The organism is Sporosarcina sp. SAFN-010, from assembly GCF_059415065.1.
On sequence record NZ_JBPFDS010000003.1, the window covers coordinates 41,682 to 67,583 of the forward strand.

General features: G+C 40.2%; 26 protein-coding genes. 23 read left to right on the plus strand and 3 right to left on the minus strand.

Annotation, left to right across the window (positions count from 1 at the left end):
• Window positions 1–215: 215 nt before the first annotated feature.
• The 14 genes from ACR65F_RS04790 (at window position 216) to ACR65F_RS04855 (ending at window position 13,654) form a co-directional block, all read left to right on the plus strand.
• Window positions 216–1,172 carry a nucleoside hydrolase gene (locus ACR65F_RS04790; RefSeq protein ID WP_039044131.1) on the plus strand — a complete coding sequence of 319 codons (957 nt, stop codon included), beginning with the start codon at window positions 216–218 and terminating at the stop codon, window positions 1,170–1,172.
• Window positions 1,173–1,267: 95 nt separating this feature from the next.
• Window positions 1,268–1,417 carry a hypothetical protein gene (locus tag ACR65F_RS04795; protein ID WP_369795244.1) on the plus strand — a complete coding sequence of 50 codons (150 nt, stop codon included), beginning with the start codon at window positions 1,268–1,270 and terminating at the stop codon, window positions 1,415–1,417.
• Window positions 1,418–1,456: 39 nt separating this feature from the next.
• A complete protein-coding gene (locus ACR65F_RS04800) occupies window positions 1,457–2,671 on the plus strand; it encodes a NupC/NupG family nucleoside CNT transporter (protein ID WP_440503470.1) in 1,215 nt (404 codons plus the stop codon).
• A gap of 408 nt (window positions 2,672–3,079) precedes the next feature.
• Window positions 3,080–4,240 carry an LL-diaminopimelate aminotransferase gene (locus ACR65F_RS04805; RefSeq protein WP_440503687.1) on the plus strand — a complete coding sequence of 387 codons (1,161 nt, stop codon included), beginning with the start codon at window positions 3,080–3,082 and terminating at the stop codon, window positions 4,238–4,240.
• A 32-nt stretch (window positions 4,241–4,272) separates the two neighbouring features.
• The gene (locus ACR65F_RS04810; RefSeq protein WP_440503471.1) at window positions 4,273–5,826 is read left to right on the plus strand and encodes an aldehyde dehydrogenase family protein; all 1,554 of its coding nucleotides are present in this window, start codon (window positions 4,273–4,275) and stop codon (window positions 5,824–5,826) included.
• A gap of 244 nt (window positions 5,827–6,070) precedes the next feature.
• Window positions 6,071–6,880 (plus strand): transporter substrate-binding domain-containing protein, encoded by an 810-nt coding sequence (locus ACR65F_RS04815; protein ID WP_125102217.1) that lies wholly within the window; start codon window positions 6,071–6,073, stop codon window positions 6,878–6,880.
• Window positions 6,881–6,965: 85 nt separating this feature from the next.
• The gene (locus ACR65F_RS04820; RefSeq protein WP_440503472.1) at window positions 6,966–8,108 is read left to right on the plus strand and encodes a saccharopine dehydrogenase family protein; all 1,143 of its coding nucleotides are present in this window, start codon (window positions 6,966–6,968) and stop codon (window positions 8,106–8,108) included.
• 53 nt (window positions 8,109–8,161) lie between these two features.
• Window positions 8,162–8,818, plus strand: a complete 657-nt coding sequence (locus ACR65F_RS04825) for an amino acid ABC transporter permease (RefSeq protein WP_039044127.1) — start codon at window positions 8,162–8,164, stop codon at window positions 8,816–8,818.
• 36 nt (window positions 8,819–8,854) lie between these two features.
• On the plus strand, window positions 8,855–9,604 hold the full coding sequence (locus tag ACR65F_RS04830) for an amino acid ABC transporter ATP-binding protein (RefSeq protein ID WP_125102219.1): 750 nt from the start codon (window positions 8,855–8,857) through the stop codon (window positions 9,602–9,604).
• Between the two features lie 326 nt (window positions 9,605–9,930).
• Window positions 9,931–10,311, plus strand: a complete 381-nt coding sequence (locus tag ACR65F_RS04835) for a GntR family transcriptional regulator (protein ID WP_440503473.1) — start codon at window positions 9,931–9,933, stop codon at window positions 10,309–10,311.
• Between the two features lie 2 nt (window positions 10,312–10,313).
• Window positions 10,314–11,003 (plus strand): ATP-binding cassette domain-containing protein, encoded by a 690-nt coding sequence (locus tag ACR65F_RS04840; protein ID WP_440503474.1) that lies wholly within the window; start codon window positions 10,314–10,316, stop codon window positions 11,001–11,003.
• Window positions 11,000–11,833 carry a hypothetical protein gene (locus tag ACR65F_RS04845; RefSeq protein WP_440503475.1) on the plus strand — a complete coding sequence of 278 codons (834 nt, stop codon included), beginning with the start codon at window positions 11,000–11,002 and terminating at the stop codon, window positions 11,831–11,833. The genes ACR65F_RS04840 and ACR65F_RS04845 overlap by 4 nt, the downstream gene beginning before the upstream one ends.
• A 12-nt stretch (window positions 11,834–11,845) precedes the next feature.
• The gene (locus tag ACR65F_RS04850; protein WP_440503476.1) at window positions 11,846–13,060 is read left to right on the plus strand and encodes a hypothetical protein; all 1,215 of its coding nucleotides are present in this window, start codon (window positions 11,846–11,848) and stop codon (window positions 13,058–13,060) included.
• A gap of 51 nt (window positions 13,061–13,111) precedes the next feature.
• Window positions 13,112–13,654: an RNA polymerase sigma factor gene (locus ACR65F_RS04855; protein ID WP_440503477.1), complete on the plus strand. Its 543-nt coding sequence runs from the start codon at window positions 13,112–13,114 to the stop codon at window positions 13,652–13,654.
• 339 nt (window positions 13,655–13,993) lie between these two features.
• Here ACR65F_RS04855 and ACR65F_RS04860 read toward each other — a convergent pair whose 3' ends face one another.
• The 3 genes from ACR65F_RS04860 to ACR65F_RS04870 all read right to left on the minus strand — a co-directional run bounded on the left by ACR65F_RS04860 (window position 13,994) and on the right by ACR65F_RS04870 (window position 16,326).
• Window positions 13,994–14,194 (minus strand): cold-shock protein, encoded by a 201-nt coding sequence (locus ACR65F_RS04860; RefSeq protein ID WP_025783429.1) that lies wholly within the window; start codon window positions 14,192–14,194, stop codon window positions 13,994–13,996.
• Between the two features lie 384 nt (window positions 14,195–14,578).
• The gene (locus tag ACR65F_RS04865; RefSeq protein ID WP_039043179.1) at window positions 14,579–14,926 is read right to left on the minus strand and encodes an NIPSNAP family protein; all 348 of its coding nucleotides are present in this window, start codon (window positions 14,924–14,926) and stop codon (window positions 14,579–14,581) included.
• A gap of 194 nt (window positions 14,927–15,120) precedes the next feature.
• Complete coding sequence (locus tag ACR65F_RS04870; RefSeq protein ID WP_440503478.1) at window positions 15,121–16,326, minus strand: sugar diacid recognition domain-containing protein; 1,206 nt, start codon at window positions 16,324–16,326, stop codon at window positions 15,121–15,123.
• Window positions 16,327–16,481: 155 nt separating this feature from the next.
• Between ACR65F_RS04870 and ACR65F_RS04875 the strand changes: the two genes are divergently transcribed.
• From ACR65F_RS04875 to ACR65F_RS04915, 9 genes are all read left to right on the plus strand, one after another.
• Complete coding sequence (locus tag ACR65F_RS04875) at window positions 16,482–17,459, plus strand: ornithine cyclodeaminase family protein (protein WP_440503688.1); 978 nt, start codon at window positions 16,482–16,484, stop codon at window positions 17,457–17,459.
• 40 nt (window positions 17,460–17,499) lie between these two features.
• The gene (locus tag ACR65F_RS04880; protein ID WP_440503479.1) at window positions 17,500–18,660 is read left to right on the plus strand and encodes an NAD(P)/FAD-dependent oxidoreductase; all 1,161 of its coding nucleotides are present in this window, start codon (window positions 17,500–17,502) and stop codon (window positions 18,658–18,660) included.
• A gap of 47 nt (window positions 18,661–18,707) precedes the next feature.
• Window positions 18,708–20,186, plus strand: a complete 1,479-nt coding sequence (locus ACR65F_RS04885; protein ID WP_440503480.1) for a sodium/proline symporter — start codon at window positions 18,708–18,710, stop codon at window positions 20,184–20,186.
• Between the two features lie 249 nt (window positions 20,187–20,435).
• A complete protein-coding gene (locus ACR65F_RS04890) occupies window positions 20,436–21,122 on the plus strand; it encodes a CoA transferase subunit A (RefSeq protein WP_125102228.1) in 687 nt (228 codons plus the stop codon).
• Entirely contained in the window at window positions 21,106–21,759 is a 654-nt protein-coding gene (locus tag ACR65F_RS04895; protein ID WP_440503481.1) for a 3-oxoacid CoA-transferase subunit B, read from the plus strand. Before ACR65F_RS04890 ends, ACR65F_RS04895 begins: the two co-directional genes overlap by 17 nt.
• Before the next feature lie 135 nt (window positions 21,760–21,894).
• A complete protein-coding gene (locus ACR65F_RS04900; RefSeq protein WP_440503482.1) occupies window positions 21,895–22,740 on the plus strand; it encodes a 3-hydroxyacyl-CoA dehydrogenase NAD-binding domain-containing protein in 846 nt (281 codons plus the stop codon).
• Window positions 22,741–22,759: 19 nt separating this feature from the next.
• The gene (locus ACR65F_RS04905; RefSeq protein ID WP_440503689.1) at window positions 22,760–23,533 is read left to right on the plus strand and encodes an enoyl-CoA hydratase/isomerase family protein; all 774 of its coding nucleotides are present in this window, start codon (window positions 22,760–22,762) and stop codon (window positions 23,531–23,533) included.
• Window positions 23,534–23,547: 14 nt separating this feature from the next.
• Complete coding sequence (locus tag ACR65F_RS04910; RefSeq protein ID WP_440503483.1) at window positions 23,548–24,708, plus strand: acyl-CoA dehydrogenase family protein; 1,161 nt, start codon at window positions 23,548–23,550, stop codon at window positions 24,706–24,708.
• A gap of 3 nt (window positions 24,709–24,711) precedes the next feature.
• A complete protein-coding gene (locus tag ACR65F_RS04915; RefSeq protein WP_039043187.1) occupies window positions 24,712–25,899 on the plus strand; it encodes a thiolase family protein in 1,188 nt (395 codons plus the stop codon).
• The last annotated feature ends 3 nt before the right edge of the window (window positions 25,900–25,902 follow it).

A 25,902-nucleotide genomic window follows, 5' to 3' on the forward strand; every position in this document is an offset into this window, starting at 1 on the left:
TTCATAAGTCCACAAGCGCATCTTTAAGTCTTTTATGAGGGAGCTACTCATGCCCTCCATGGAATTGTTAGAGTACAGAAAATTGAATTGGGACCTGTACTTTTTTATGAATGATTGCCTTACAAAGTTTCAAATCAACACAAGGCTTAAATCCAATTATTATGTTATTAACTATTCATACAAACAATAATTAATAAAAAGGTTGGGAATCTAAAATGACGAAAAAACAAATTTACTTTAATCATGATGGCGGAGTCGATGATCTGGTTTCATTATTTTTACTACTTAAGATGGAGAATGTGGAATTGACAGGGGTATCGGTTATTCCAGCGGATTGCTATTTGGAGCCGGCGGTAGTAGCCAGCAGAAAGATCATCGATCGCTTTGGTGAAGGTGGTCTCGAAGTAGCCAAATCTAATTCGCGCGGAAAAAACTCGTTTCCATCAGATTGGCGCATGCATGCATTTTTTGTAGATGCACTACCGATTTTAAATGAATCCGGGGAAGTCAATACACCTGTAGCAGACATGCCTGCGCATCTTCATATGATAGATAAACTTAGCAATACCACTGGAAAAACAACGTTATTATTCACGGGACCTCTTACTGACCTTGCACGAGCATTGGATGAGGCACCAGAGATTGAAGAGAAGATCGAGCGATTGGTTTGGATGGGAGGTACATTTAGAGAAGCTGGGAATGTACATGAACCCGAGCATGACGGAACGGCAGAGTGGAATGTGTTTTGGGATCCGGAAGCTGCTGCACGAGTATGGGAAACTAATATAAAAATCGATCTCGTCGCGCTTGAAAGTACTAATCAAGTACCTTTGACTTTAGATGTGCGAGAACGTTGGGCTAAAGAGCGAAACTATATTGGCGTCGACTTCCTCGGTCAATGTTATGCAATGGTTCCACCTCTAGTTCACTTTTCAACAAATTCGACTTACTATTTATGGGATGTTTTAACGACTGCATTTGTTGGCAACAGTGATCTTGTTAAGGTACAAACAATTAACAGTGTTGTCATCACAGAAGGACCGAGCCAAGGACGTACAGTTGAAACCTCTGAAGGTCGCCCGGTGAATGTAGTGTATGATGTGAATCGCGATGCTTTCTTTGACTACATGACGGACTTAGCGAAGAAAGTAACGGGGGAAAACTCAAAATGATGGAGAAAAAACTCGCTACTATTGATACAGTTACAGCTGGTGTCGACACGATATCGATTTTAACAGCTCTTCACAATTTTTAAGTTGAAGGCATTATGATCACTGGCGGAAATGTTCAATTTGATCGACATATGGAAATTACATTAACTACAGTTCAAGTGGCTGGTACAAGCGGACAAGTACCTGTTTATAAAGGATGCGAGCGTCAGTTACTTGGACAAGGTGAAAAACAAAAGATTGTATAGCGCTTCTATAGATTTTATTTGCAAGACGGGAGAGAGACGATGCAATACATTTGGGGAATTATAGGGATTATCAGCATATTAGCAATTGCACTAGTACTTTCTAAAGACCGAAAATCCATCAATCCAAGAACCGTTATAGGCGCCTTAGCCTTCCAACTGATTTTTGCATTTATCGTGTTGAAATGGGAATTTGGAAGAACGATTTTGCAATTCATTTCAAAACTTGTTCAAACCGTGATTGACTCTTCCAATGAAGGAATCCAATTCGTGTTTGGTGGCGTCCTTAACGCAGATAATGCCGGTTTTACCTTTGCATTTCAAGTGTTGCCGATTATCATTTTCTTCGCTTCATTAATCTCAGTTCTTTATTATCTTGGGATTATGCAGTTTGCAACCAAAGTCATCGGTGGAATTTTGTCGAAAATTTTACAAACTAGTAAGACTGAGTCAATGTCAGCAGCAGCTAATATCTTTCTAGGTCCAACTGAAGCCCCATTGGTAGTCAAACCTTATATTGAGAAAATGACCAAATCCGAATTGTTTGCAGTTATGGTAGGTGGGATGGCTTGTGTGTCAGGAGCTGTTTTAGGCGGATATGCAATTATGGGTGTCCCTCTAGACTATTTATTGGCTGCAGCATTTATGGGCGCACCTGCTGGATTGTTATTCGCGAAAATAATCATTCCTCAAACAGAACCAATAGATTTAAACGAAGATGTTCAAATGGTTAAAGACGATGAATCGGTAAATGTCATCGACGCAGCATCACGAGGAGCCATGGATGGCTTGAAAATAGCAGTAAGTGTGGGTGCCATGCTCATCGCCTTTATCTCTCTTATCTTTTTACTGAATACGATAATTGGAGCTGCTGGTGGTGTATTTGGTTTTGAATCGTTAACACTAGAACAGTTATTAGGTTATCTATTGGCTCCACTTGCTTTTGTCATTGGAATTCCTTGGGATGAAGCCGTACAGGCAGCGTCCTTTATTGGACAGAAGTTCGTACTGAACGAATTTGTTGCCTACTCCTCATTTGCACCTGAAATAGATGATCTGTCACCTAAAAGTGTAGCCATGATTAGTTTTGCACTTTGTGGTTTTGCAAACCTTTCATCTTTTGCTATGTTGGTCGGCGGATTGGGAGGAATGGCACCTTCAAGAAGAAAGGACATTGCAGAGCTGGGAATGAAAGCGATTATTGCTGCAACGTTGGCGAATCTGTTGAGTGCTACAATCGCAGGTATGTTGATTTAAAACAGTGACCAATGCCTGTGTAAGAAACAAACAAGAACGTTTAAATAATCTAGAAACTTGGAAGCACTGAACGACAAAAATCTGGAAACTACAAATTTACAGCACAATAATGGAATTCAAGAGCCGTTAACTGTCTCCGTGGCAGTTGACGGCTTTTAATATATTAGTGAATAACTACCGTACATCAACCTACGCTTCATCCTCAAAGGCTTTTAATCAGCCGTATTCCTCCACTGTCTACTCAAAAGTATCTTTTTTTATCTGAAAATTCTCATATTAAACAATATAGTGAACCTCATCATGTAAAGCAAATAAAAAGAGACTTCTGCGGCATATTTAGAAACAAAACATCATAGAGTTTCTATTGTGGCATATAGTGTTGAGATTAAAGATAAGGTAGGTGGTTTTTTGGACTATCAATCGAATCGTTTGGGACAAATCCCTCCGTATTTGTTTGCAGAGATCAATAAGAAGAAGGCTGCAATGATTGGGGCGGGAGTGGATGTGATCGATTTAGGAATTGGGGATCCTGATTTGCCAACACCGCCGCATATTGTCGAGAAATTAGTAGAAGAGATGCAAGATCCTACGAACTTCAAGTATCCCAGTTTCATAGGATGCCTTGAATATCGTCAGTCCATTGCTGATTTCTATTTACGACAATATGGTGTAGATCTCGATCCAGAAACAGAAGTACTAGCCCTCATCGGCTCGAAAGAAGGGATTGCTCATCTGATTCCAACACTGATAGATCCTGGGGATACAGTATTGATACCAGATCCTAGCTACCCCGTCTACAGAATGGCAACGTTACTAGCGAATGGAAAGTATTACGACATGCCTTTACTGAAAGAGAATAATTTCGAACCAGATTTTAGTTTAATTCCTCAAGAAGTCATAACCCGTTCCAAACTGATGTTTTTAAATTATCCAGGGAATCCGACTTCGGCTACTGTTGATATTGAATTCTTCAAAAAGGCAGTCGCTTTTTCAAAAGAACAGGGCATCCCGATCGCTCATGATTCTGCTTATAACATGGTGACGTATTCGAACTATACCGCGCCAAGTATTCTGCAGGTCGAGGGTGCTAAAAAAGGTTCGGTCGAATTCGGTTCGCTTTCGAAAACCTATAATATGACAGGTTGGAGAATCGGATATGTAGTTGGCAATAAAGAAATCATTAAAGCGCTATCAGTCCTAAAGAGTAATACGGACACTGGACAATTCACGCCGATCCAGAAAGCAGCTGCATTTGCTTTAAATAGCGACCAGAGTTGTGTTACAGCACATAACGGCATTTACGAAGAAAGAATGGCTGTCGTGTTGGATGGTCTCTCCTCTATCGGCATACAGGTAGAGCCTCCAAAAGGAAGTTTATTTGTTTGGGCACCAGTTCCGAAAGGCTTTACTTCAACGGAATTTGTCACAAGTGTTCTAGAGAAAACAGGCGTAATCGTTACACCCGGCAATGCCTTTGGCCCCGGTGGAGAGGGGTATTTCCGCATCTCACTGTCGGTTCCGAATGAACGATTATTCGAAGCAATTCATCGAATCAAAGAAAGCATTTAACAGATACGTAAAATGTAGAAGGAGGCAGTTATATGATAAATCGTAAAGGAATTCAAGTTGTTCATCCATCTAAAAAAGGGACAAAGGATAGCGGAGGCAATGACACGAAAAAACTTCTTAACTACATCGACGGTGAGTGGTGCGAATCCTCTTCCGGTAAATTTGTGGACGTGCTAAATCCAGCTAACGGAAAAGTACTAGGGGAAGTCACACAGTCAACTGATGAAGATGTGGATCGTGCCGTCCAAGCTGCTAAAAAAGCACAAAAAGAATGGCGTCTTGTTCCGGCACCTGAACGTGCGGAATACTTATATACAATTGCAAATCTGTTGAAAGAGCGTAAAGAAGAATTGTCACAAATCTTGACTAGTGAAATGGGCAAAGTGATTGACGAAGCTCGCGGAGAAGTACAAGAAGCGATCGATATGGCTTATTACATGGCAGGAGAAGGCCGGCGCCTATTTGGAGATACAGTTCCATCTGAGCTTCGCAACAAATTCGCGATGAGTGTACGTGTTCCAATCGGCGTTGCGGGATTGATCACACCTTGGAATTTCCCAATTGCGATTGCTTCCTGGAAGTCGTTTCCGGCCCTTGTTTCAGGGAATGCAGTAGTATGGAAACCCGCAACAGAAACACCAATCATCGCATACGAATTCGCGAAAATTTTTGAAGAAGCAGGATTACCGAAAGGTCTTCTGAATTTAGTGAATGGTTCCGGAAGAGAAGTAGGGAATGCAATGGTCGAACACCCGGATATCGATTTGATTTCCTTTACTGGGTCAAATGAGGTTGGTAGTGCTATCAATGCCCGTGCTGGAGAACTATTGAAAAGAACATCTCTAGAAATGGGCGGAAAAAATGCTGTCATTGTATTGGAAGATGCGGATCTCGATCTTGCAGTTGACGGTATTTTGTGGGGGGCATTTGGTACAAGCGGCCAACGGTGCACAGCGACAAGCCGAATTATCGTTCATCAGGATGTAAAAGAGGACCTGGAGAACAAGCTTGTTGACCGAATTGGTGAATTATCGCTTGGTGATGGGGCGGACGAAACAGTAAAAGTAGGTCCGGTGATCAATCGTTCATCTCTAGGGAAAATCCATGAGTACGTGAAAATCGGTCTCGAAGAGGGAGCTACACTTCTTGCTGGGGGAAGTATGATAACAGATAGCGGACTCGTTACTGGGAATTTCTATGCGCCAACGATATTCACCGATGCAACGGTTGATATGAGAATTGCTCAAGAGGAAATCTTTGGTCCAGTAGTCTCAATTATCCCGGTGAAAAGCCTGGAAGAAGCCATCGAAGTGAATAATAGTGTGGAATTTGGATTGTCCAGTTCAATCTTCACCGCTAATGTCAATCTAGCTTTCCAAGCGATGAGGGATCTCGATACAGGGATTGTTTATATCAATGCGGGGACGACGGGAGCAGAAATCCATCTGCCTTTCGGAGGGACAAAAGGAACAGGAAACGGACATAGAGATTCAGGAGTAGCTGCACTTGATGTCTATACAGAATGGAAATCCGTCTACGTGGATTACAGTGGGAAATTGCAACGAGCACAAATCGATAACTATTAAATTTAGAATATAGTAGCTGCCAGCAGTATTGACGTTGAATCCTCGTCAGTAGTGCTGGCGGCTTTTGAATTTTTTGTAGTCTTATTAAGAAAGGTTCACGAATCATTCCTATGGCTTGGACATATAGTTAACTAACTTGTACCTCAATGGCGTGGGACAAACAATCGATACGGACAAGGTGAAAGGTGGAGATGTAAATCTCTAATTGAAAGCGCTCGTAAATATTATATTTGGAGGGGTAAAGATGAAAAAAATGTTGTGGCTATCTATTTTATCACTAGTATTAGCGGCAGTACTTGCAGGGTGTGGAGGGAAAAGTAAGGAAAAGGCTGAAGAAGCAGTCACGACAGATGTGGCAGATCGGATCACAGATTCTAAAGTCATGAAAGTAGCTTTTGAAGGGACATACCCACCGTTTAACTTTCTCAACGACAAGGACGAGTTCCAAGGATTTGATGTAGACATTTCAAATGAAATCGCTAAAAGATTGGGCGTTGAAGCTGAATTTATCGCAACGAAATGGGATGGACTAATCGGAGGACTTAAAGCCGATAAATTCGATATTATTATTGGTCAGATGACGGTCACAGAAGAACGTAAAAAAAGCGTAGACTTCACGGATCCATACGTTGTGACGGGTTCTGTTTTAGTAACGCGCGAAGACACAGATGATATTACCGAACTCGCTGATATTAAAGGGAAGAAAGTAGGCGTGGGTGGGGGAACAACTTTTGAGGAAGTTGCGAACAGTGTTGATGGTGCAGATGTAAAGTTGTATAAAGCTGTAAGCGATTACATTCAAGATTTAACGAATAAACGCCTGGATGTCATCATCAATGACCAGTTGCTAATGAACTATAACATCAAAGAGAACAACTTACCGATTAAAGTCACCAGCGACATCTTAAATAAAGATGAAATTGGAATGGCTGTTAATAAAGGAAATGAAGACTTTGTAGAAAAAGTGAATAACGCACTTAAGGAAATGAAAGAAGATGGAACTTATAAAGAAATTTATAAAAAGTGGTTTGGAACAGATCCTTTAGACAAGTGATAATTCCCTAGAGTAACCAGAAGCAGGATCGTTGTTTACTCTAGGATTTTCTTTCATAAAAAATTGACAGAGGTGAACAAATTATATGAGAGTAGTCGTTTTAGGAACTGGGATGATTGGCACAACAATCGTTAGCGAAATGGCAAAATTCGAAGAAATTGAATCGGTCACGGCAGTCGATGTCAGACAGGAGAGTATCGATAAATGTCTCGAAATTGCGGATAATCCAAAGGTGTTTGGAAAGACGGTAACGTTGTCAACGGAAGATGATTTCATAAAAGTACTCGAGGGAGCGGATGTAGCAGTTGGATGTCTCCCTCATTCGTTAAGCTTAACCGCTGTAAAAGCTGCAATCGCTTCGCAATGTCATTTAGTAGATCTGGTTGGGTCCATGTTTAAAGAAAAACTAGAATTACATACTCAAGCAAAAGAGGCTGGAGTCACGATTATCCCAGGGTGTGGTGTTGCGCCTGGCATCACAAACTTCCTTGCAGCACAAGGAATCGAAATGCTTGATGAAGCCGATGAAGCAGTTCTGATTTGCGGGGGGATTCCTAGATGGCCAGTTCCACCACTTTGGTACCAGGTCGTGTTTCGACTAGAAAGTGTATTAGGGCTCTATACAAAGCCTGCATTCGCAATCAAAAATGGTGAAATTGTAGAATTACCGGCCCTCTCAGAGCTTGAGTCAATGTCGTTCCCTTACCCGGTTGGTGACTGTGAAGCCGTCATAACTGATGCACATAGCACTGCATTCACGTTAAAAGGAAAAGTGGGCAACTTAACTGAAAAAACAGTTCGCTATCCTGGCCATTGGCAGAAGATGAAGGTATTAGGTGAGTTGGGCTTTTTAGATAATAAGCCAATTGAAGTCGAAGGGGTCATCACTACTCCCGTAAAAATATCTGAGAAGATACTTGCGCCAAAAATGGTAGGGGTATCAAATGAAGATGTAACGGTTGTTCGAGTGGAAGTTAAAGGTACTAAAGATGGAAAATCTAAAAACTATACATGGGAAATGGTTGATGTATACGACCATGAACGAAATATATCTTCCATGGCAAAAACAACTGCACTTCCCGCTGCACTAGCGGCAAAGTGGATTGCAGAGAAAAAGATACTAGAAACAGGTGTGGTCCCTATAGAAACAATCATTGTTAACGAGAGGTTTGATCCTTTTATTGAAGAACTAAAAGAGCTGGGAATTCACATTGAATTTAAGGGTTAGCATTTAGAGTGATTTGGCTTGCTTCGATAGAAAGTCTGGAAGGAAGTGAAGTAGTGGATGTCACGATAATAATTGACTCATTGCCCTCCCTATTAAAAGCAACGATCATGACGCTTTTTTTAAGTTGTATATCAGTACTCATAGCACTGGTGATAGGATTTTCCACAGCGATTATCCGAATTCTAAAGATCAAAGTTGTCTATCAAATCGCCAGTATCTATATATCCGTAATTCGTGGAACCCCACTTCTTGTACAAATATTTGTCATTTACTATGGATTGCCTCAAATCGGTATTTCACTAGATCCTATTTCTTCGGGGATTATGGCACTAAGTCTAAATGCGGGTGCCTATCTTTCTGAATCATTCCGTGCATCCATCCTCGCTGTCGACAGGGGCCAGATGGAAGCTGCTATTTCAATGGGGATGACATATGGGCAAGCGATGAGAAGGATCATTATCCCTCAAAGTCTTCGGATTGCAATTCCGACATTATCAAACTCATTTATCGTTCTAGTGAAGGATACATCGCTAGTCTCTGTCATAACCGTTACTGAACTACTGCAAATGTCTAGTTTGATCATTGCAAAAACGTTTGAGCCGCTAACGATTTATTTAACAGCAGCAGCCATTTATTGGATTTTGATAACGTTCTTTACTACATTGCTGGATAAATTCGAAAAGCGCTCATCAAAGCATTTAGTTCGATAACGTAGGTAGGAAATCTAGGTTTAGGGGGAGGGTATAATGCAGGTTATTGAAGTTAAAAATCTTAAAAAAGCATTCGGAGACAATCCGGTTTTAGATGGAGTCGACTTGACTGTAAATAAAAGTGAAGTCGTCGTTATAATGGGGCCAAGCGGTTCAGGAAAATCGACTTTTCTCAGATGTTTAACCTATTTAGAAGAGCCGAACGAAGGCATTATTAGAATCGGTCCACATGAACTACATACAGGTGGAAAAGTGGATCGAAAACGCAAGAAAGAGATTAGGGAGTTACGAAAGAAAACTGGTTTTGTTTTTCAATCATTTAATCTATTTCCGAATAAGACTGCCATTGAAAACGTGATGGAAGGTCCCTTGACTATTTATGGCGTGAAACCGGCCGAAGCAAAGGAATTAGCGGAATCCCTTCTTAGCAAAGTAGGTCTTGGAGATCGTTGTGATCATTATCCTTCCCAGTTGTCAGGGGGTCAACAGCAACGCGTGGCGATTGCTAGGGCGTTATCTCTAAATCCTACCGTCATGCTCTATGATGAACCCACGTCTGCTTTGGACCCTGAACTAGTTAGAGAAGTACTCCAGGTTATTAAAGATTTGGCAGAAGAGGGAATGACCATGGTCATCGTTACACATGAAATGAATTTTGCGAGAGAAGTGGCGGATCGAGTGATTTTCATGGATGGCGGTGTCATTGTCGAACAAGGGGACCCCAAAGAACTATTTGATAATCCCAAGGAAGAACGGACAAAAAGATTTCTTACGATGGCGGAGTGAAATCGATGTTTGCATTCTGGTCATGAGGTACACAAATAAAAGCGGGGGGAGAAAAGAATTTCTTTTCTCCTCTTGCTTTTATTTGGTTAGGTATAACAGGGCATTGTAAACTGATCCTCAATAAGGTTATTTGTTGTCTTAACAACTATATACATATGAAATGATGCAGTACGGATTTCCTATCTATTAACTCTTTGAAAAATATTCAGAATAGTATTGACGGCAGTAGTGTATTAAGCATATAATACGCTTATGGTGTATGAACCACGTGGTACACACACTCGGTTGGATTATTGTTAAAAAAGGTTGTTATAGGAGTTGTTTCGATGAATGTAAATTTTAATAATCGTGATCCGGTCTATTTGCAAATTGTTCGTTATTTCAAGGAGAAAATTGCAGTTGGGGGCTTGAAGCCTGGCGAGGAAATTCCCTCAAGGCGGGAGTTGGCAAATCGGATGAAAGTTAATCCTAATACCGCGCAACGAGCGTATAAGGAAATGGAGGAACAGGGATTGATTTATACGGAGAAGAATCATCCAAGTAAAATCACATCGGATAAAATGATATTAGGTAAGGTAAGAGATGAACTTCTTGCTGAAGCAGTTGATATGTTTGTGACATCTGTCCGTTCCATTAATGTACCAGTAGAGGAATTGCTGGACTTGGTTAAGGTAAAGTACACGGATAACGGTGATAAGGAGGCTTAACCATGATTGAGGTAAAAGCGGTTGAAAAGAAATTCGGACGTAAGAAAATATTAAAAGGCGTATCTTTTACAGCAAACAAAGGTGAAATTACTTGTTTAATTGGAATAAACGGAGTTGGGAAGACAACGATTTTAAATGCAATTATGGCTCTTACCCCAATTACTAAAGGACAGATTTTAATAGATGGAGAACCGATAAATAAAACAACATTCGAAAAAATCACCTTTATCCCTGATACTATTACGATGCTACCCCACATGAAAATAGCAGAAGCGATGGAGTTTATGAATGACTTTTATACTTGTTGGAATCAGGAACGCGCAACTGAATTACTAGGTTTTTTTAGATTAGATCCGAACGATCGAATTGCTTCCTTATCAAAAGGAAATGCAGCAAAGGTTAACCTGTTACTTGGTCTAGCACTTGATGTGGATTATGTATTAATGGATGAGCCGTTTTCGGGAATTGACATGTTTAGTCGAGAAGATATAGCAAATGTATTTACAAGTCATTTGATTGAAAATCGCGGTGTAATTATTACAACTCATGAAGTAGGGGATATCGAACACTTAATTGATAAAGTGGTCCTTCTAGATGATGGTAAGGTTACAAAGGAATTTAGTGCAGAAGAAGAACGTGAAAACGAAGGGAAGTCTGTTATTGATGTAATGAGAGAGGTGTATCAAAGATGAAAAATTACTTGAAGCTCGTTAACTTTGAATTTAATCGCATTGCGAAACTGTTTGCAGTTTTACTTGGTGTAACCTTTGTTATACAGATTGTAGGAGTCATTGTGCAATCAAGATATTATCTTAACATGGCTAATGAATTGATCTATGAAGGAATGTTGTCAAAAGCAAAGTTTCTGGAAAATTACGGGCATTTGAGTTTGTCTCAGATAGTGAATAGCATGTGGTTTCGCGCTCCAATTTTGTTTTGCGTCGCTGCTGTTGGATTCTATATCTTTCTTATTTGGTATCGCGATTGGGTTGGAAAGAATTCATTTATTTACAGATTATTAATGCTCCCAACAGCCAGATTGAATATTTTCTTTGCAAAGATTACCACTATTTTAATCATGACATTAGGACTAGTTGCATTTCAACTCATTATGCTACCGATTGAGACGCTAGTTATGAAAGGTATTGTGCCTAAAGAATTTATTATGGATATTAGCTTGAACCAAATTATGACTAGCCTGCCAGAGTTACGTTTCATCTTTCCAAATAGACCGATAGAACTTATTTTAATGTATGGTGCAGGTGTGTTAGCTGTTAGTATTCTATTTACTGCGATTTTAATGGAAAGAAGCTTCAAATGGAAAGGAATTATTGCTGGACTTATTTATAGTTCTGTTGCGGTAGGTTTAACGATTTTGCCATTACTTTTAAATGTGTTTGTTCTCAATGGCTTTTTCTACTCAATTGAATTGTTTGTACTTGAAATCATAATGGCATCACTAGTTCTCACCGGGTCTATTTGGACTTGTAGATTCCTGTTAATGAAAAAGATCACCGTATAAGGAGTGTTGAAAATGAAAAAATATTGGAAATGCACTGCAATCATCGTTGTTATTTTGCTTAGCATGGGTTCTTTCTACGTAAATTCTTCTACATCAGCGGAACAATTTCCAACGTTTGTTATCCAAACATTAAGCGGGGATTCCCAAGAAATTAAACCGCTGATGTTGAAGGGCCACTACGTAGATACATCTTCCATGATAAGTGTTAATTCGTTTCTAACAATTAGCGCGATAGGAAGTACCTATAGTGGTCATTCCTTTTTTGATCAATTAGTCGGAAACCCACCGGCTGTAATCAAGGGGTTACAAGAAAAACATCGTACTTTCATGAGAGGCAAAAATTTCTCGGAAGAGTTATTTTTCGAGAACAGTCAGTTTCTGGCTTATGCGGATGTAGATTTTAGTTCGGTAAGATCAAGAAACCATAAGTTTGATATATCTGTGTTAACCAAAGAGGATGACACTATAAACTCCTTCAAAATGGATGTTCCAGAGGGCAGAGTAATGGATTATCTTTTAGTCGAGGATGTACAAATAATTGAGGATAAGCTATACCTCATCACCAATAACATGATAAGCAATAATGGGAACCAATATGAAGAAAAACGAATTTATACGATTGATCTAGCTTCCAAAAAAATAATAAACCATGAAGCAATTATTCAGTTTCCGAGAAGTCAAGAGCATACCCGTATTGATGTACAACTAGTTAGAACAAGCCCTACTAAAGCGAATGACCATCTAATACTTCTGAAAACGGAAAATAAAGTAAGTGAAGATATGGAGACTACAAGTGATGAAGTTGTAAGTCAGGAAATCATCTCTTACAATATAGAAACGAAAGAAAAGGAAACGATTAATATACCAGGCTTGCGTTTAGGAGGTAACCAACTCAGCTTCTTCGATGGTTCTACCATTTATTTCATGATGTTAGATGGACAAAAACTCCTAGTAACTCCGTATCGTTTAGCAGATGATACGGTTGGTCAACCATTTAGTATCCAATTATCTGGTGAAAAGGGTAACGTGTCAGAACCAATTACAACCGTAATAGACGATAAACTCTATGTCGCTTCCTCACAAATGAATGCAGACATAAATGCAAATGTAATTGTTGCGGATTCGTATACGGGTAAAATACTTTTTAAAGGTCAAGTAGCTTTAGATGATTCATCGAAAGAAAAAAGTCGTTTCGATTTATCTTTGCATGAACTCTTTGTGAAATAGATCGTAGAAAGAGAGATTTAATAAATTTCTTTTAGAACAGAGGAGGTAAAAGTGAAAACAATATCAAATAAAGCAATTGTTTTAGCTGAACTCAACCTAAGTATGAATGAGCAAAAAAGTAATGAACTCTATATGGAATGTAAGAAGAAAGTGCATCGGGTTGCACTTTCTTATGTGAAGGATAACTGCATAGCAGAAGATTTATCTCATGAAATTCTTGTGAAATGCTATCTTAACTATAAAACATTTAACGGAGAACGTTCCTTCTATTCATGGATTTATCGAATTGCTAATAATCATTGTATTGATTTTTTACGAAAAGGTTACCGTCATCGAGTTGTGCTTCACGAAAATATGGAGCTACTTAACGATGAGGACGCGTGTACGCCTGAATTTGAGGTTTTAAATAGTTTTGATACAGAAGAACTCAGAAACAAGATAAGGCAGTTGCCTTCGAAGTATGAAGAAGTCATAACCCTCTATTACTTTAAAGACCAGTCTTTGAAAGAAATCCAACATCGTTTAAATATAAATCTTTCAACAATAAAAACAAGGTTGTCTCGGGCCAAGAGGATGTTGAGGGACATGTATTAGGATGTAGAATGTCCAGTTTACCTTTTATAGTTAGTGTTCGTCATAAGGAGGGCGCAGCAAAAAGAAGGTTGCCCATTATTTGGTGCCCTTTTTATTCAATTTATAAATCCATAAAAAATAATTAACTTCTTCCTCTCATGGATTGTCAACTCTAGACCGTAAAAGTTTTCTAAGATCCCTAATCGATACTCGTCAGGTGTTTTAATAATCAAGAGTCCAGTGGAATCGAATCCGATTGAATAATTTAAGCTCACGTCATTGCTGACTATGGGACGTGAAGGTCATTACTAAGCACAGAAAAAAGACCCTACATAGAGTAGGGTCTTTTTCTAGCTATAATTAAGCTTTTTGAACGTTAGTAGCTTGTAGGCCACGTTGTCCTTGTTCGATTTCAAAAGTTACACTTTGACCTTCGTCTAAAGATTTGAAACCTTCGCTTTGGATTGCTGAGAAATGTACGAATACGTCCTCTCCAGCTTCACGCTCGATAAATCCAAATCCTTTTTCTGCATTGAACCACTTAACTGTACCTTGTTCCATAATTATTGCCTCCTAGTGCGGATAACCACACATTGTGTTACTACGCTTGCTCAAATACCTTAGACGAAAAACAAAATCAATTCTCAATCTGAAAAAGAACAAGAATAATACTCCCTTAGAATAACAGAGATATGATGAAATAGCAAATAGAACGATTCATATTTATAAAGAAGCCATTGAGATTCAGCTTGTAAAATAAAGGGATTTATTAAGTTGTTGGATACAGCCTATGAGCAGGGGATTGTAACCACAATAAAATCAACATGTTTCCACTGTTTCAATCAACTCTTGAATCCCTTCTTTCTTCAACGTTTGGACCTATTAATGAATAGGCGCAGATCTTATATACAAAATCGCACCCATTCGTTTACATGCACGTCTAAGTTAAACATCATTTTCTAGAGTTGACTCTATAGCTTCATTTTTCACCTGCAAAATGTACTCCTTTAAAACGAGCTCCTTTCCACCGTTCTTTTCATACCAGTTTTTAACACGCTCAACGTGAGCCTTATCATTTCTCAACATGGATTCAATCTTTAAATAATCCTCGTAACTGTCATATTCCCATATAGCGAAAATCTCGACAGTGTCATCCTCGTTATTCTTCATCCAACGACCTACTAAACGTGATCCGTACTTAAGTTGGTTAGGTAAGTTTGTTTTGTTAAAATGGGCATTAAAATTTTCAACGAATTCATTTTTCACAACGTAAAATTTTCTCCTATAAAACATAAACTCTCCCCCAAGATTTAAGAAATATTATAATATTTCCTTACTCAATTCACATTTCAATAACAAAAAGGACTGATTGTTGAGTCTAATTATTCATCATTCCAAATGAATTGTATCAAACAGCAAACTGAATAATCAAACTTCCGAGGTGTTCCATAAAAATCATTACCAATAATTTTTGTGGAGCACTTATTCTACGTAGTCTCTTTGAAATGTTGATGCTGCTTTAAAGCCATATATAAAAGTGTACATTGCTTGAAAGAATTCAAATCGATGCTCACTATTTCTTGAAGTTGCTTCAATCTGTACATCAGCGTATTGCGATGAATATATAGTTTTTTGGCAGCTTGGCTCATGTTCATTTGTTCATCACAATAGACGAGAAAGCTGTCGAGGAGGACAGGGCCATTCACATGATTGAGTAATTTTTTGATGTGATTGTTCAGTGTCCATTGTGAGGGGAGTGTGATCTCTTCTAGACCATGTGATAGTAAGTCCCAATCGTCATTAGAAACGATTGATTGTTGAAAGTGATGGCGATTCGCAATCTCCAAAGCTTTTCTACATTGCTCATAAGAGTTTAAAATTCCTTCAATGGATGGAGAAGGATCACTGTATGAAAACATTAATTTACTATCTATTCCACGGGTCTCTAAAAATTTCCTCAGCTTGTCCGAGGCGAACTCTAATCTCTTTAACAATGTAGTTCTCTCATCGGAATGGTCGGAGAGTAAAATAAGCCATTGACCCGAAGATAAAGGAACAACAATATCCTGTTCTTTTGTATTGAATAAATTTCTCAAGCATAAATATAGCTCTTGTTCTTCTGGGCTGAATGTATGTGTTTGCTGGATAGAGAGAGCTTGATCATTAGTAGGCAGTAGATCCAATAGAATACAGCGCCTTGGTATTCCTAATGTAAATCCGTGAGTGTCACAATGGCTACGAATATTACTAAAATCAGCTTTCTCTTGATAAAAAGAGAGACATTTAAAGAAATCCCGCATCGATTCCATTTGAGAGGCAACTGTCCTTGAACGGAAGTTTTCCATTAAGAGCATTTCTATATGGGATTGGACAAATTGTAGGTACCGTTCAACGATTGCTGGGTCACCAATAAGACCGAGTACACCGACTGTTTCTTGTTGGAATCTTAGAGGAGTAGCAATACCAGGTAAGACGTTGACGAGATTGGCAGTTTGTTCCTTGGTGAAAAACATCATCTTTCCTGACTGTGTCACTTCTGTAGTGACAATGTGATGTGAGCCAAGTCGGTTATTGTCTGTGCTCCCAATTACCAACCCTTCCTTATCCGTAATACTAATCGGGATATTTAATATAGAAGAAAACTGTTCGACGATTGATTGTGCATAGTGCCCAATGTTCTGCAATTCATTCATCCCTTTCCACTAGTTGATTTTCAACTCTTTTACGGTGAACTGGCCAGAATTTGTTTTTGTTCGTACTAAATTGTTGTGCAGTTTGGATGTATTACTTTCAAGATATGAAAGTATATTGGAAGACAGAATAGATTAAGTGATGGGAGGGATTTCAAATATTAGTTTTGAGTGCTAAAAGCCAAATGGAACTAGTGGATATGAAAGAAATTTTACAATGTATCGAGGTTGCTCTAGAAGAATTTTCAGGGTCAGCTACCGATACTCCCATTCGAACGATTTTACCGTTTGGCACTGACAACTCTGGTGTCGTGATGCCGTCAGTAGCAGAAGGTTTACAATCGATGGGACTCAAATATGTGAACGTTGTACCTTCTAATATTAATATTGGAAAAAAGGTCATTAACGGTGTTGTTTTACTTTCTGACATTACAACGGGAGAACCACTCGCATTATTAGAAGGCTCTTACTTAACGCGATTACGGACAGGAGCTTTGTCAGGAGTTGCGACAAAGTACTTATCTCGGAAAGATTCCAAAACACTAGGCATTATCGGTACAGGTGAACAAGCAATGGGACTATGTGAAGCAATCCTAGCAGTGAGGGACATCGATACAATCTATCTTTACAATAGAAGTGAAGCGAAGGCACTATCATTTTCAAAGTTTGTGAGTAGTAGGTTCAATAAGCAAGTTGTCATTTGCCAAAATTCTAATGAAGTTGTTAGAAATTCAGATATTCTTGTTACCGCAACAACTTCTATGGAACCCGTATTTACGGAAGCCTTAAAACCTGGTGTCCATGTAAATGGAGTAGGTTCTTTCAAGCCAACTATGCAAGAGTTACCGACATCAGCCATTTGCGGTGCTGCTAAAGTAGTTGTGGAATCCAAAGAATCGGCTTTAGAAGAAGCGGGAGACTTAGTAATTCCGATCCAGGCTGGAATGTATTCTAAGGATGCGGTCCACGGAGAACTTGGACAAATTATAAGTGGGAAACTAACAGGAAGAGATAATGAACACGAGGTAACTGTATTTAAATCGGTGGGATTGGCCATTGCTGACATCGTCATTGCAAAATACTTTTACGACAAAGCCTGCAAAAATAAAGTTGGAGTAACAGTGGACCTTACATGATATAACGCAAGTTGAACTACTATTTTAGGGGGTACAGGCTATGAAAAAAGCGGATATTATCATTGTCGGTGGTGGAGTCATGGGTTCGAGTACAGCCTTTTCATTGCGCAAGAATGGGTTCGAGGGGAGTATTCTAGTATTTGAAAAAGATCCAACATATGAGTATTCATCTACATCCCGAAGTGCAGGTGGTTTCCGGCAATTATATTCAACTTCTATTAATATCCAACTAAGCCGATTTAGTTTGGAAGTCTATAGAAATTTTGCGGAAGACATGGCCGTAGACGGGGACAAGGCTGAAATTGACTTCAAACAGCGGGGGTATTTATTTTTAGCGACTGATCGGATGTTGCCTGCTTATGAAAAGCAACTCAAATTGCAAAATTCTCTCGGAGTTCCATCTGAAATCCTATCGACCAGCGATTTACTGAACATCATCCCAGAGCTTGAAACAGGTGATTTAGCCGGGGGATTATTCTGTAAAGAAGATGGTTATCTGGATCCGTATTCGGTCATGCAAGCATATCGGAAAAATGCCCAACACTTGGAGGTGGATTATGTAACAGCAGAAGTCTCCTCATTACTTACAGAAGGCGGACGAATGAAGGGGGTTCAATTAGTTGACGGAACCATTTACACTTCACCGGTTGTCATTAATTGTGCAGGTGCTTGGGGTGCAACATTAAGCGAAGAAATCGGATTACCATTGCCCGTTGTCCCGTTGAAACGCCAGATGTATGTCTTTGACTCTACTAAGAGATTGGAGAAAATGTTACCGCTTACAATCGATCCGACTGGCGTCTACTTCCGTCATGAGATGGATCGGGTAGTCGCGGGATTTTCGGATGATGTAAAACCTGGTATCGATTTTAAATGGAAGCGGTCCTCGTTTGATCATTTGTGGCCGATTTTAGCGCACCGAATTCCAAACTTTGAAAGTCTCAAATTGGAATCGGGTTGGGCTGGAATGTACGACCATAATACAGTCGATCAAAATGCCATTATCGGTGAGCATCCACAGATGAAAGGGTATTACGTTGCACTTGGATTCAGTGGACATGGCATGCAACAAGCACCTGGTGTCGGTCTCGGATTGGCTGAACTGATTTGTAAAGGGAAATATGAAACGCTCGATTTGACACCACTTCGTGTAGAACGATTTGCAGAAAACGATTTAGTATTGGAAGATGCAATTGTGTAAATAGAGTTATATGAAATGTACTGAGAAAACCAAAGGAGCTGAGTGAATTGCATACGATTATAATGGTCGAATTCGTCATGTATCTCTTGATAATGCTGATTGTTGGATATCTCGTTAGTCGCAGATCGAAAAGTCATGCAGATTTCCTTTTAGGTGGGAAGCAGTTGCCAGGTTGGGCGTTAGCATTTTCAGAACGTGCTACTGGGGAGTCGGCATGGCTTCTGCTAGGATACACCGGTTTTGTTTTTGCAACAGGATTATCAGGTGTTTGGGTAGCAGTTGGAATCGCTTCAGGCATTATCTTCTCTTGGCTGTTCTTAGCGAAACGATTTATGAAGGAAGTAGAGAAAACCGGTGCGTTGACACTTCCTAGCTTCCTAGCAGCTCGTTTCGGCAAACAAGGTAAGCTCATCCTTTGGCTTTCTACTATTCTTATTTTCAGTTTTATGATGTTTTACTTTGGAGCACAAATTGCAGGTGCTGGAAAAACATTGTTTGCCGTTTTTAATATTCCTACTACAGTAGGCGCCATTTTAAGTATTATCGTTGTCGTTATCCTTGCTTATGTGGGTGGGTTTGTAACAGTCGTTTGGACAGACATGATTCAATCGGTCATGATGCTCATTACTTTAGTTGCCTTACCGATTGTAGCACTCGTTCAAATTTCAGCTGCTGATTTGTCGATCAGTGAGGCTCTCGTTGCTGCAGGACCATCGATGGATTCTTGGACGGGTGGAGCAATTGGGTTCTCATTAGGTTTGTTACTCTTTAACAACTTTGCTTGGTTTTTTGGTTTCCTTGGCGGGCAACCACAATTAAGTGCTCGATTTATGGCCCTTAGAAGTGAAAAAGAAGCAAAACAGGGTAGTATCGTCGCAATCACGTGGACGATCTTAGCTTACAGCGGAGCGTTCATGATCGGGATTACGGCGCTCACATTATACCAAGGTCAAGTATTTGCAGACGTCGAGATGATTTTGCCTTTTATGATTCTTGACTTGATGCCACCATGGATCGCAGGCATTTTACTTGCAGGGATTCTTGCAGCAATCATTTCAACTGCTGATTCACAGTTACTAGTCATTACAAGTTCCGTAAGTGAAGACATCATACACCGTGCTATGAATTTAAAGCTTTCTGAAAAGAAATTAGTAGCCATCTCTCGTCTAACAATAGTCGGAGCAGGAATCGTAGGGTTAGTGATTGCCTTAACGTCGAAATCCCTTGTGTTTCTCGTAGTCAGTTGGGCGTGGGCTGGTGTCGGATGTACTCTGTCGCCAGCAGTCATGTTAACGTTCCTGTGGAAACGGTATTCAGGAATCGGTGTCATCGCGACAATTATCTCAGGATTCGTCAGTACAGTTATTTGGATTTCAACACCACTCGATGCGATTGCGACATCTCGTTTCACAACGTTCTTTATCGCAGCTGCATTTGGAATTGTCTTCAGTTTACTGTTCCCGGATAAAAAAGAAGAAGAACAGGAACCCGCTACAGCAGAAGTATCGGATTCAACACCAGTTTAAGGAAGATGGCTAGGATGTCATTGTTAGGAACAAAAGACGCAGACTTTGTGGTTTGTGTCTTTTGTTTGTACATAGCGTGACTTATGGCTGTGGCGTATCAGAATTAGAACGTATGACAGGTAAGAACTTGGAATATACATGGAGTGAAGGAGAATAACAAACTCGATTGCAGTTAATAGATCGTACCATTAAAGAGGTTTCAAGAGAGTTGAGTGTGAGCTCGTAGTCTAACACGGAAGGAGATCGGACTTGGAAAAATTGTTGGAGAAAGAAGAGTTTATAAAATTTGTGAAAAATGGAGATAAGTTGCTTGTAGGTGGTTTCGGAATGTCAGGAACACCATTGACTTTAATAGATGGAATTGCAGCTTCTTCATTAAAGAATCTTACTGTTGTCAGTAATAACTTAGGCGAGCCTGGCAAGGGATTGGGGATTCTTTTAAAAGAGAAGAAATTGAACAAAGCAATTGGGTCCTACTTTACGACAAATCGCGATGCGGTCCAAGCATGGGTCGATGGTGAACTGGAGATTGAGTTGATCCCACAAGGAACTTTAGCAGAAGCTGTACGATGCGGAGGCGCAGGAATCGGTGGTTTCTATACCAAGACAGCGGTGGGCACCAAATTAGCTGAAGGAAAAGAAGAGAAGGTGATTGATGGTGAACGATTCATATTAGAAAAAGCCATCAAAGGCGACGTTTCGCTCATAAAGGCCCATAAAGCAGATCACTTAGGAAACTTAGTGTACGACCATACAGGCAGAAACTTCAATCCAGTCATGGCGACGGCCAGTAAAATCGTCATTGCGGAAGTGGATGAAATCGTTGAGAACGGTGTCCTGCTACCTTCGGAAATAGTAACCCCTCACGTTTATGTAGACTACATCGTAAAAAGTAATTACGTGAAAAAGGCAGGTGTTTTTGTTGAATCAGTTTAAGCGTATAAAAATTGCGCATCGGATTGTCCAAGAATTGAAACAAGGTCAAGTTGTCAATCTTGGTGTAGGCATTCCTACGCTCATTCCAGATTATTTAGGAGAGAAAAAATTAGTCTTACAATCGGAGAATGGTTTGCTTGGAATGGGTCCTACTCCGCCTGCAGCCGAAGTGAATATGGATTTGATAAGTGCGAGTAAAGCTCCCATCACAATGGAAATTGGCGCTTCACTATTTGATAGTTCAAATTCGTTTGCAATGATTAGAGGCGGCCATATAGATGTTGCAGTCCTAGGAGTATTGCAAGTAGATCAGACAGGTGAAATCGCCAATTGGGCAGTACCAGGTCAAACAATCTTGGGTGTGGGGGGAGCGATGGATTTAGTTGCTGGAGCAAAAGAAATTATTGTAGCGACTTTGCATTCATCCAAAAATGGAGAGCCCAAACTTGTGAAGGAATTGACATTTCCGTCGAGTGGAATACGCAAAGCAGATCTAGTTGTTTCAGAACATGCCGTTTTTAAGTTTGAGGATGGAACGATGCGACTCATTGAAATCTTGTCTGATATTAGCATAGAAGAACTAAAAGAAATAACTGGCGCTGAGTTTGAATACAATTCAGAGACAACGAACGCCTAATAGGGAGACGTTGTTTTTGAAGAAGATTAAAGGTTTATTAGACAAGCATGTAGGCAGAGAAGTTAACCCTTCATCCTAAGAAAACAATACAGAATATATAAACCTGTAACTAGTAATTATTGAGGAGGCTGAGTGATGAAGCAAATTACAATTGTCGGTTCCGGTGTCATGGGGAAAGGGATCGCTTATGCGGGGGCAGTGTCTGGATTTAAAGTGGTTTTGAATGATTTGACCGATGAAATACTCGCTAGAGCGAAAAAGGATATCGAAGAGTTACTAGATTCAAGCTTTCTTGGAGGCTTTTTAAAAGAAGAGAACTACAAAAGTGCAAAAAAGAATCTTGTTTATGAATCCAATTTAGAATTTGCAGCTAAAGAAGCGGATCTAGTTATCGAAGCTGTTCTTGAAAAAATCGAATTGAAAATTGAAGTTTTTCAGAAGCTAGATCATATTTGTAAGCCGGAAACGGTTCTTGCTACAAACACTTCGACTATGAGTCCGACAGAAATTGGTGCCCAAACATCTCGACCAGACAAAGTCGTCGCTATGCATTTTTTTAACCCAGTCCATAAGATGAAGTTGATTGAAGTCGTTAGAGGTCTCGAAACGTCCGATGAAACAGTCGAATTTGTTAAGGGGATTGCTGAGTCACTTAGAAAAGAAGCTATTGAAGTCAATGAGTTTCCTGGTTTCGTAACTTCCAGAATGAACTGCTTAATTGGCAATGAAGCGATGAATCTACTGATGGAAGGTGTTGCTTCCGCTAAAGATATCGATAAGGCGATGAAGTTAGGTCTTAATCATCCAATGGGGCCATTAGAACTTGCTGATCTAGTCGGTTTAGATACTAGACTTCGAAATATGGAATATTTATATGCAACGTTAGGCGAGAAATATCGCCCTTGTCCTCTAATCGTTAACTATGTGAAAGCGGGACGTCTTGGAAAGAAAAGTGGCAAAGGGTTTTACGAGTATACGTAAGGGAGGAAACAAAATCGAAATTTACACTAACGTTGTTGTGGAAAAAGAAGAAGGCGTTATGTACCTCACACTTAACCGTCCAGAAATGAGAAATGCGCTAGACGCAAAAACACTATTGGAAATCGATTCAGCTTTTTCGGATGCTGAACTGGACAAGGAAGTTCGAGTAATTGTTATCCAAGGTGCAGGTGGGAAATCATTTGCAGCTGGAGCGGATATTCAACAACTCCATGACCGGGACTCACTTGAAGCACTTATCCCTGGAATGCAAGGATTGTACTCTAAAATTGAAGGTTGTTCGAAAGTGACGATTGCTGCTGTGACTGGATATGCCCTTGGTGGCGGATGTGAATTGGCGCTCGCTTGTGATATCCGAGTAGCAACGAAACGAGCAAAATTTGGATTACCTGAACTTAATTTAGGGATTATACCTGGTGCAGGTGGTACGCAACGTCTTTCCAGAATCATCGGGAAAGGACGTGCACTTGATATGATCTTGACCGGAAAAATAATTGATGGTGAAGAAGCGGAGCGGATAGGCTTAGTCACTTACTTTACAGATGAAGACGGGCTAAATGAGACCGTGGGAAAAGTTGCTTCCGACGTTATGAAAAAAGGTCCAGTTGCTGTACAACTTGTAAAAGCAGCAGTTCATAAAGGATTCGATATCGATTCTGGAACAGCAATGTGGATTGAGAAACTATCCCAGGCAGTCGCTTTTACAACAGAAGATAAAAAAGAAGGTACGTTAGCATTTTTAGAAAAAAGAACTGCGAATTTCATCAATCGATAAGGGGAGAAATGGCTATGGATTTCAATTTCACGGAGGACATCGATTTTTTAAGATATAACGTTAGGAAGTTCGTCCGGGAACAAGTGGAACCGGTCGCGATGGAAATTGAAGAAAGTGACCTCATTCCAAAGAGAATTGTAGATTTGTCTAAAGAGATGGGGCTTTTCAGCCTTGGAATCCCTGAGGAATATGGTGGACTTGGACTCGATATGGTTGGGAAATGTGCAATCTATGAAGAGCTTGGAAAAACACATAATGGATATACGACTCTGATCGGTGCCCATACAGGAATCGGTACCGTGGGAATTGTGGACCTTGGTACGGAAGAGCAGAAGAAGAAATACTTGCCGAAGATGGCTACGGGCGAATGGATTGGTGCGTTCGGATTGACTGAGCCAAGTGCAGGTTCAAACGCTGCAAACTTGAAAACAAGTGCTGTTAAAAAAGGTGATAAATACATTATTAACGGGTCCAAGCATTATATTACGAATGCTGTAGACGGTCATGTATTTACTGTAATGGCAGTAACTGACAGTTCTAGAGGGGCACGTGGGATCACTTCGTTCATTGTTGAAAAAGACACGCCTGGATTCATCCTCGGATCAGTAGAACAGAAAATGGGTTTAAGAGGTTCTCATTCTGCTGAATTATTTTTCGACAATATGGAAGTACCCGCAGAAAACGTCTTAGGCGAAGAAGGTTCGGGTTATATCAATGCGCTGAAAATACTTGCGAATGGCCGGGCTGGACTAGCCGCTAGAAACTTAGGCTCCTGTGTTAGATTGCTGGAACACTCTCTCGAATATGCGCATGAACGAGAACAATTTGGCCAAAAGATTGTCGACATGCAGGCGGTCCAACATATGCTAGCTGAAATCAGTATGCAAATCGAAGTCCTTCGCTCCATGACGTATCGTGTTGCCTGGATGACTGATCAGAATAAGCGTGTAGTGAGAGAAGCAGCGATTGCTAAACTTTTTGCTTCAGAAGTGTATAACAAAGTTGCAGATCTTGCTCTACAAATCCACGGGGGCATTGGATATATGAAAGACTATCCAATCGAACGCTATTATCGTGATGCTAGAATTACAAAAATCTATGAAGGCACTTCCGAGATTCAAAGAAACATCATTGCCAGTGAACTGAAACGTGATTATGCAAATAAGGGGCTGTAGAAGTTGCGGGATTCTTATATTGTTGAAACGGTAAGAACGGCGGTTGGAAGAATGGGTGGTTCGCTTAAAGACATCACAGTCGATCGATTGGCGGAAAAAGTGATTCGGGAAGTGATGACAAGAACGAATAAAGACATTGAAGTGGATGAAGTTATTTTAGGTCAGGCAAAACAAAGTGCTGATACGTCGAATTTAGCCCGTCTAGCTGCATTAAGAGCAGAACTACCAGTCACCGTTCCGGGATACACAGTCCATCGCCAATGTGGATCAGGTTTACAAGCCATCAATAATGCGGACCAACAGATACGACTGGGGTTATCAGATGTTGTAATTGCTGGTGGTGCAGAAAGTATGAGCACAGCTCCTTATTACATTCGAAATGCCAGGTATGGCTTCGGTGCTGGGAATGGGATGATTCTGGATCCGAACACAGAAAGTCAGCCTTGTTCACAACCTGCCGAAACATATGGGGAATTGACAATGGGCTACACGGCTGAAAATCTAGCGGAACACTATAATATTTCACGAGAAGAACAAGATGAATTCGCGATAAGAAGTCAACTTCTTGCTGAAAAAGCAATTCAGGATGGACGTTTCAAGGACGAAATCGTTTCTTTTGAAGTTAAATCGAGAAAGGCTAGTTTTCAGTTTGAAGTGGACGAACACCCAAGGAAATCGACGAAAGAACAACTGGCAAAACTTCGTGCAGTTTTCAAAGAGGGTGGATCTGTCACTGCAGGAAATGCTAGTGGAAGAAATGATGGTGCATCTGTCGTGCTAATGATGTCAGAGAACAAATTGAAGGAATACGGATTAAAGCCGAAAGCAAAAATCATTGCACAAGCAGTGAGTGGAGTTTCTCCAGACGTAATGGGAATCGGCCCCGTGACCTCTACACAGAAAGCGTTGGAGCAGTGTAGTCTCACCATCGATGATATTGACTTGATTGAACTAAACGAAGCATTCGCTGCCCAGGCTTTATCAGTCATTAAAGGCGCAGGCATGGACATTGAAAAAGTGAATGTAAATGGCGGGGCGATTGCGCTTGGTCATCCAATTGGAGCTACAGGCGCGGTGCTTATGACGAAATTACTCCATGAAATGGCTCGTAGAGGTTCCAAGTATGGATTGGTGACACTTTGCATTGGCGGTGGCCAAGGCATTACAACGATTGTTGAAAACTTACAATGACAT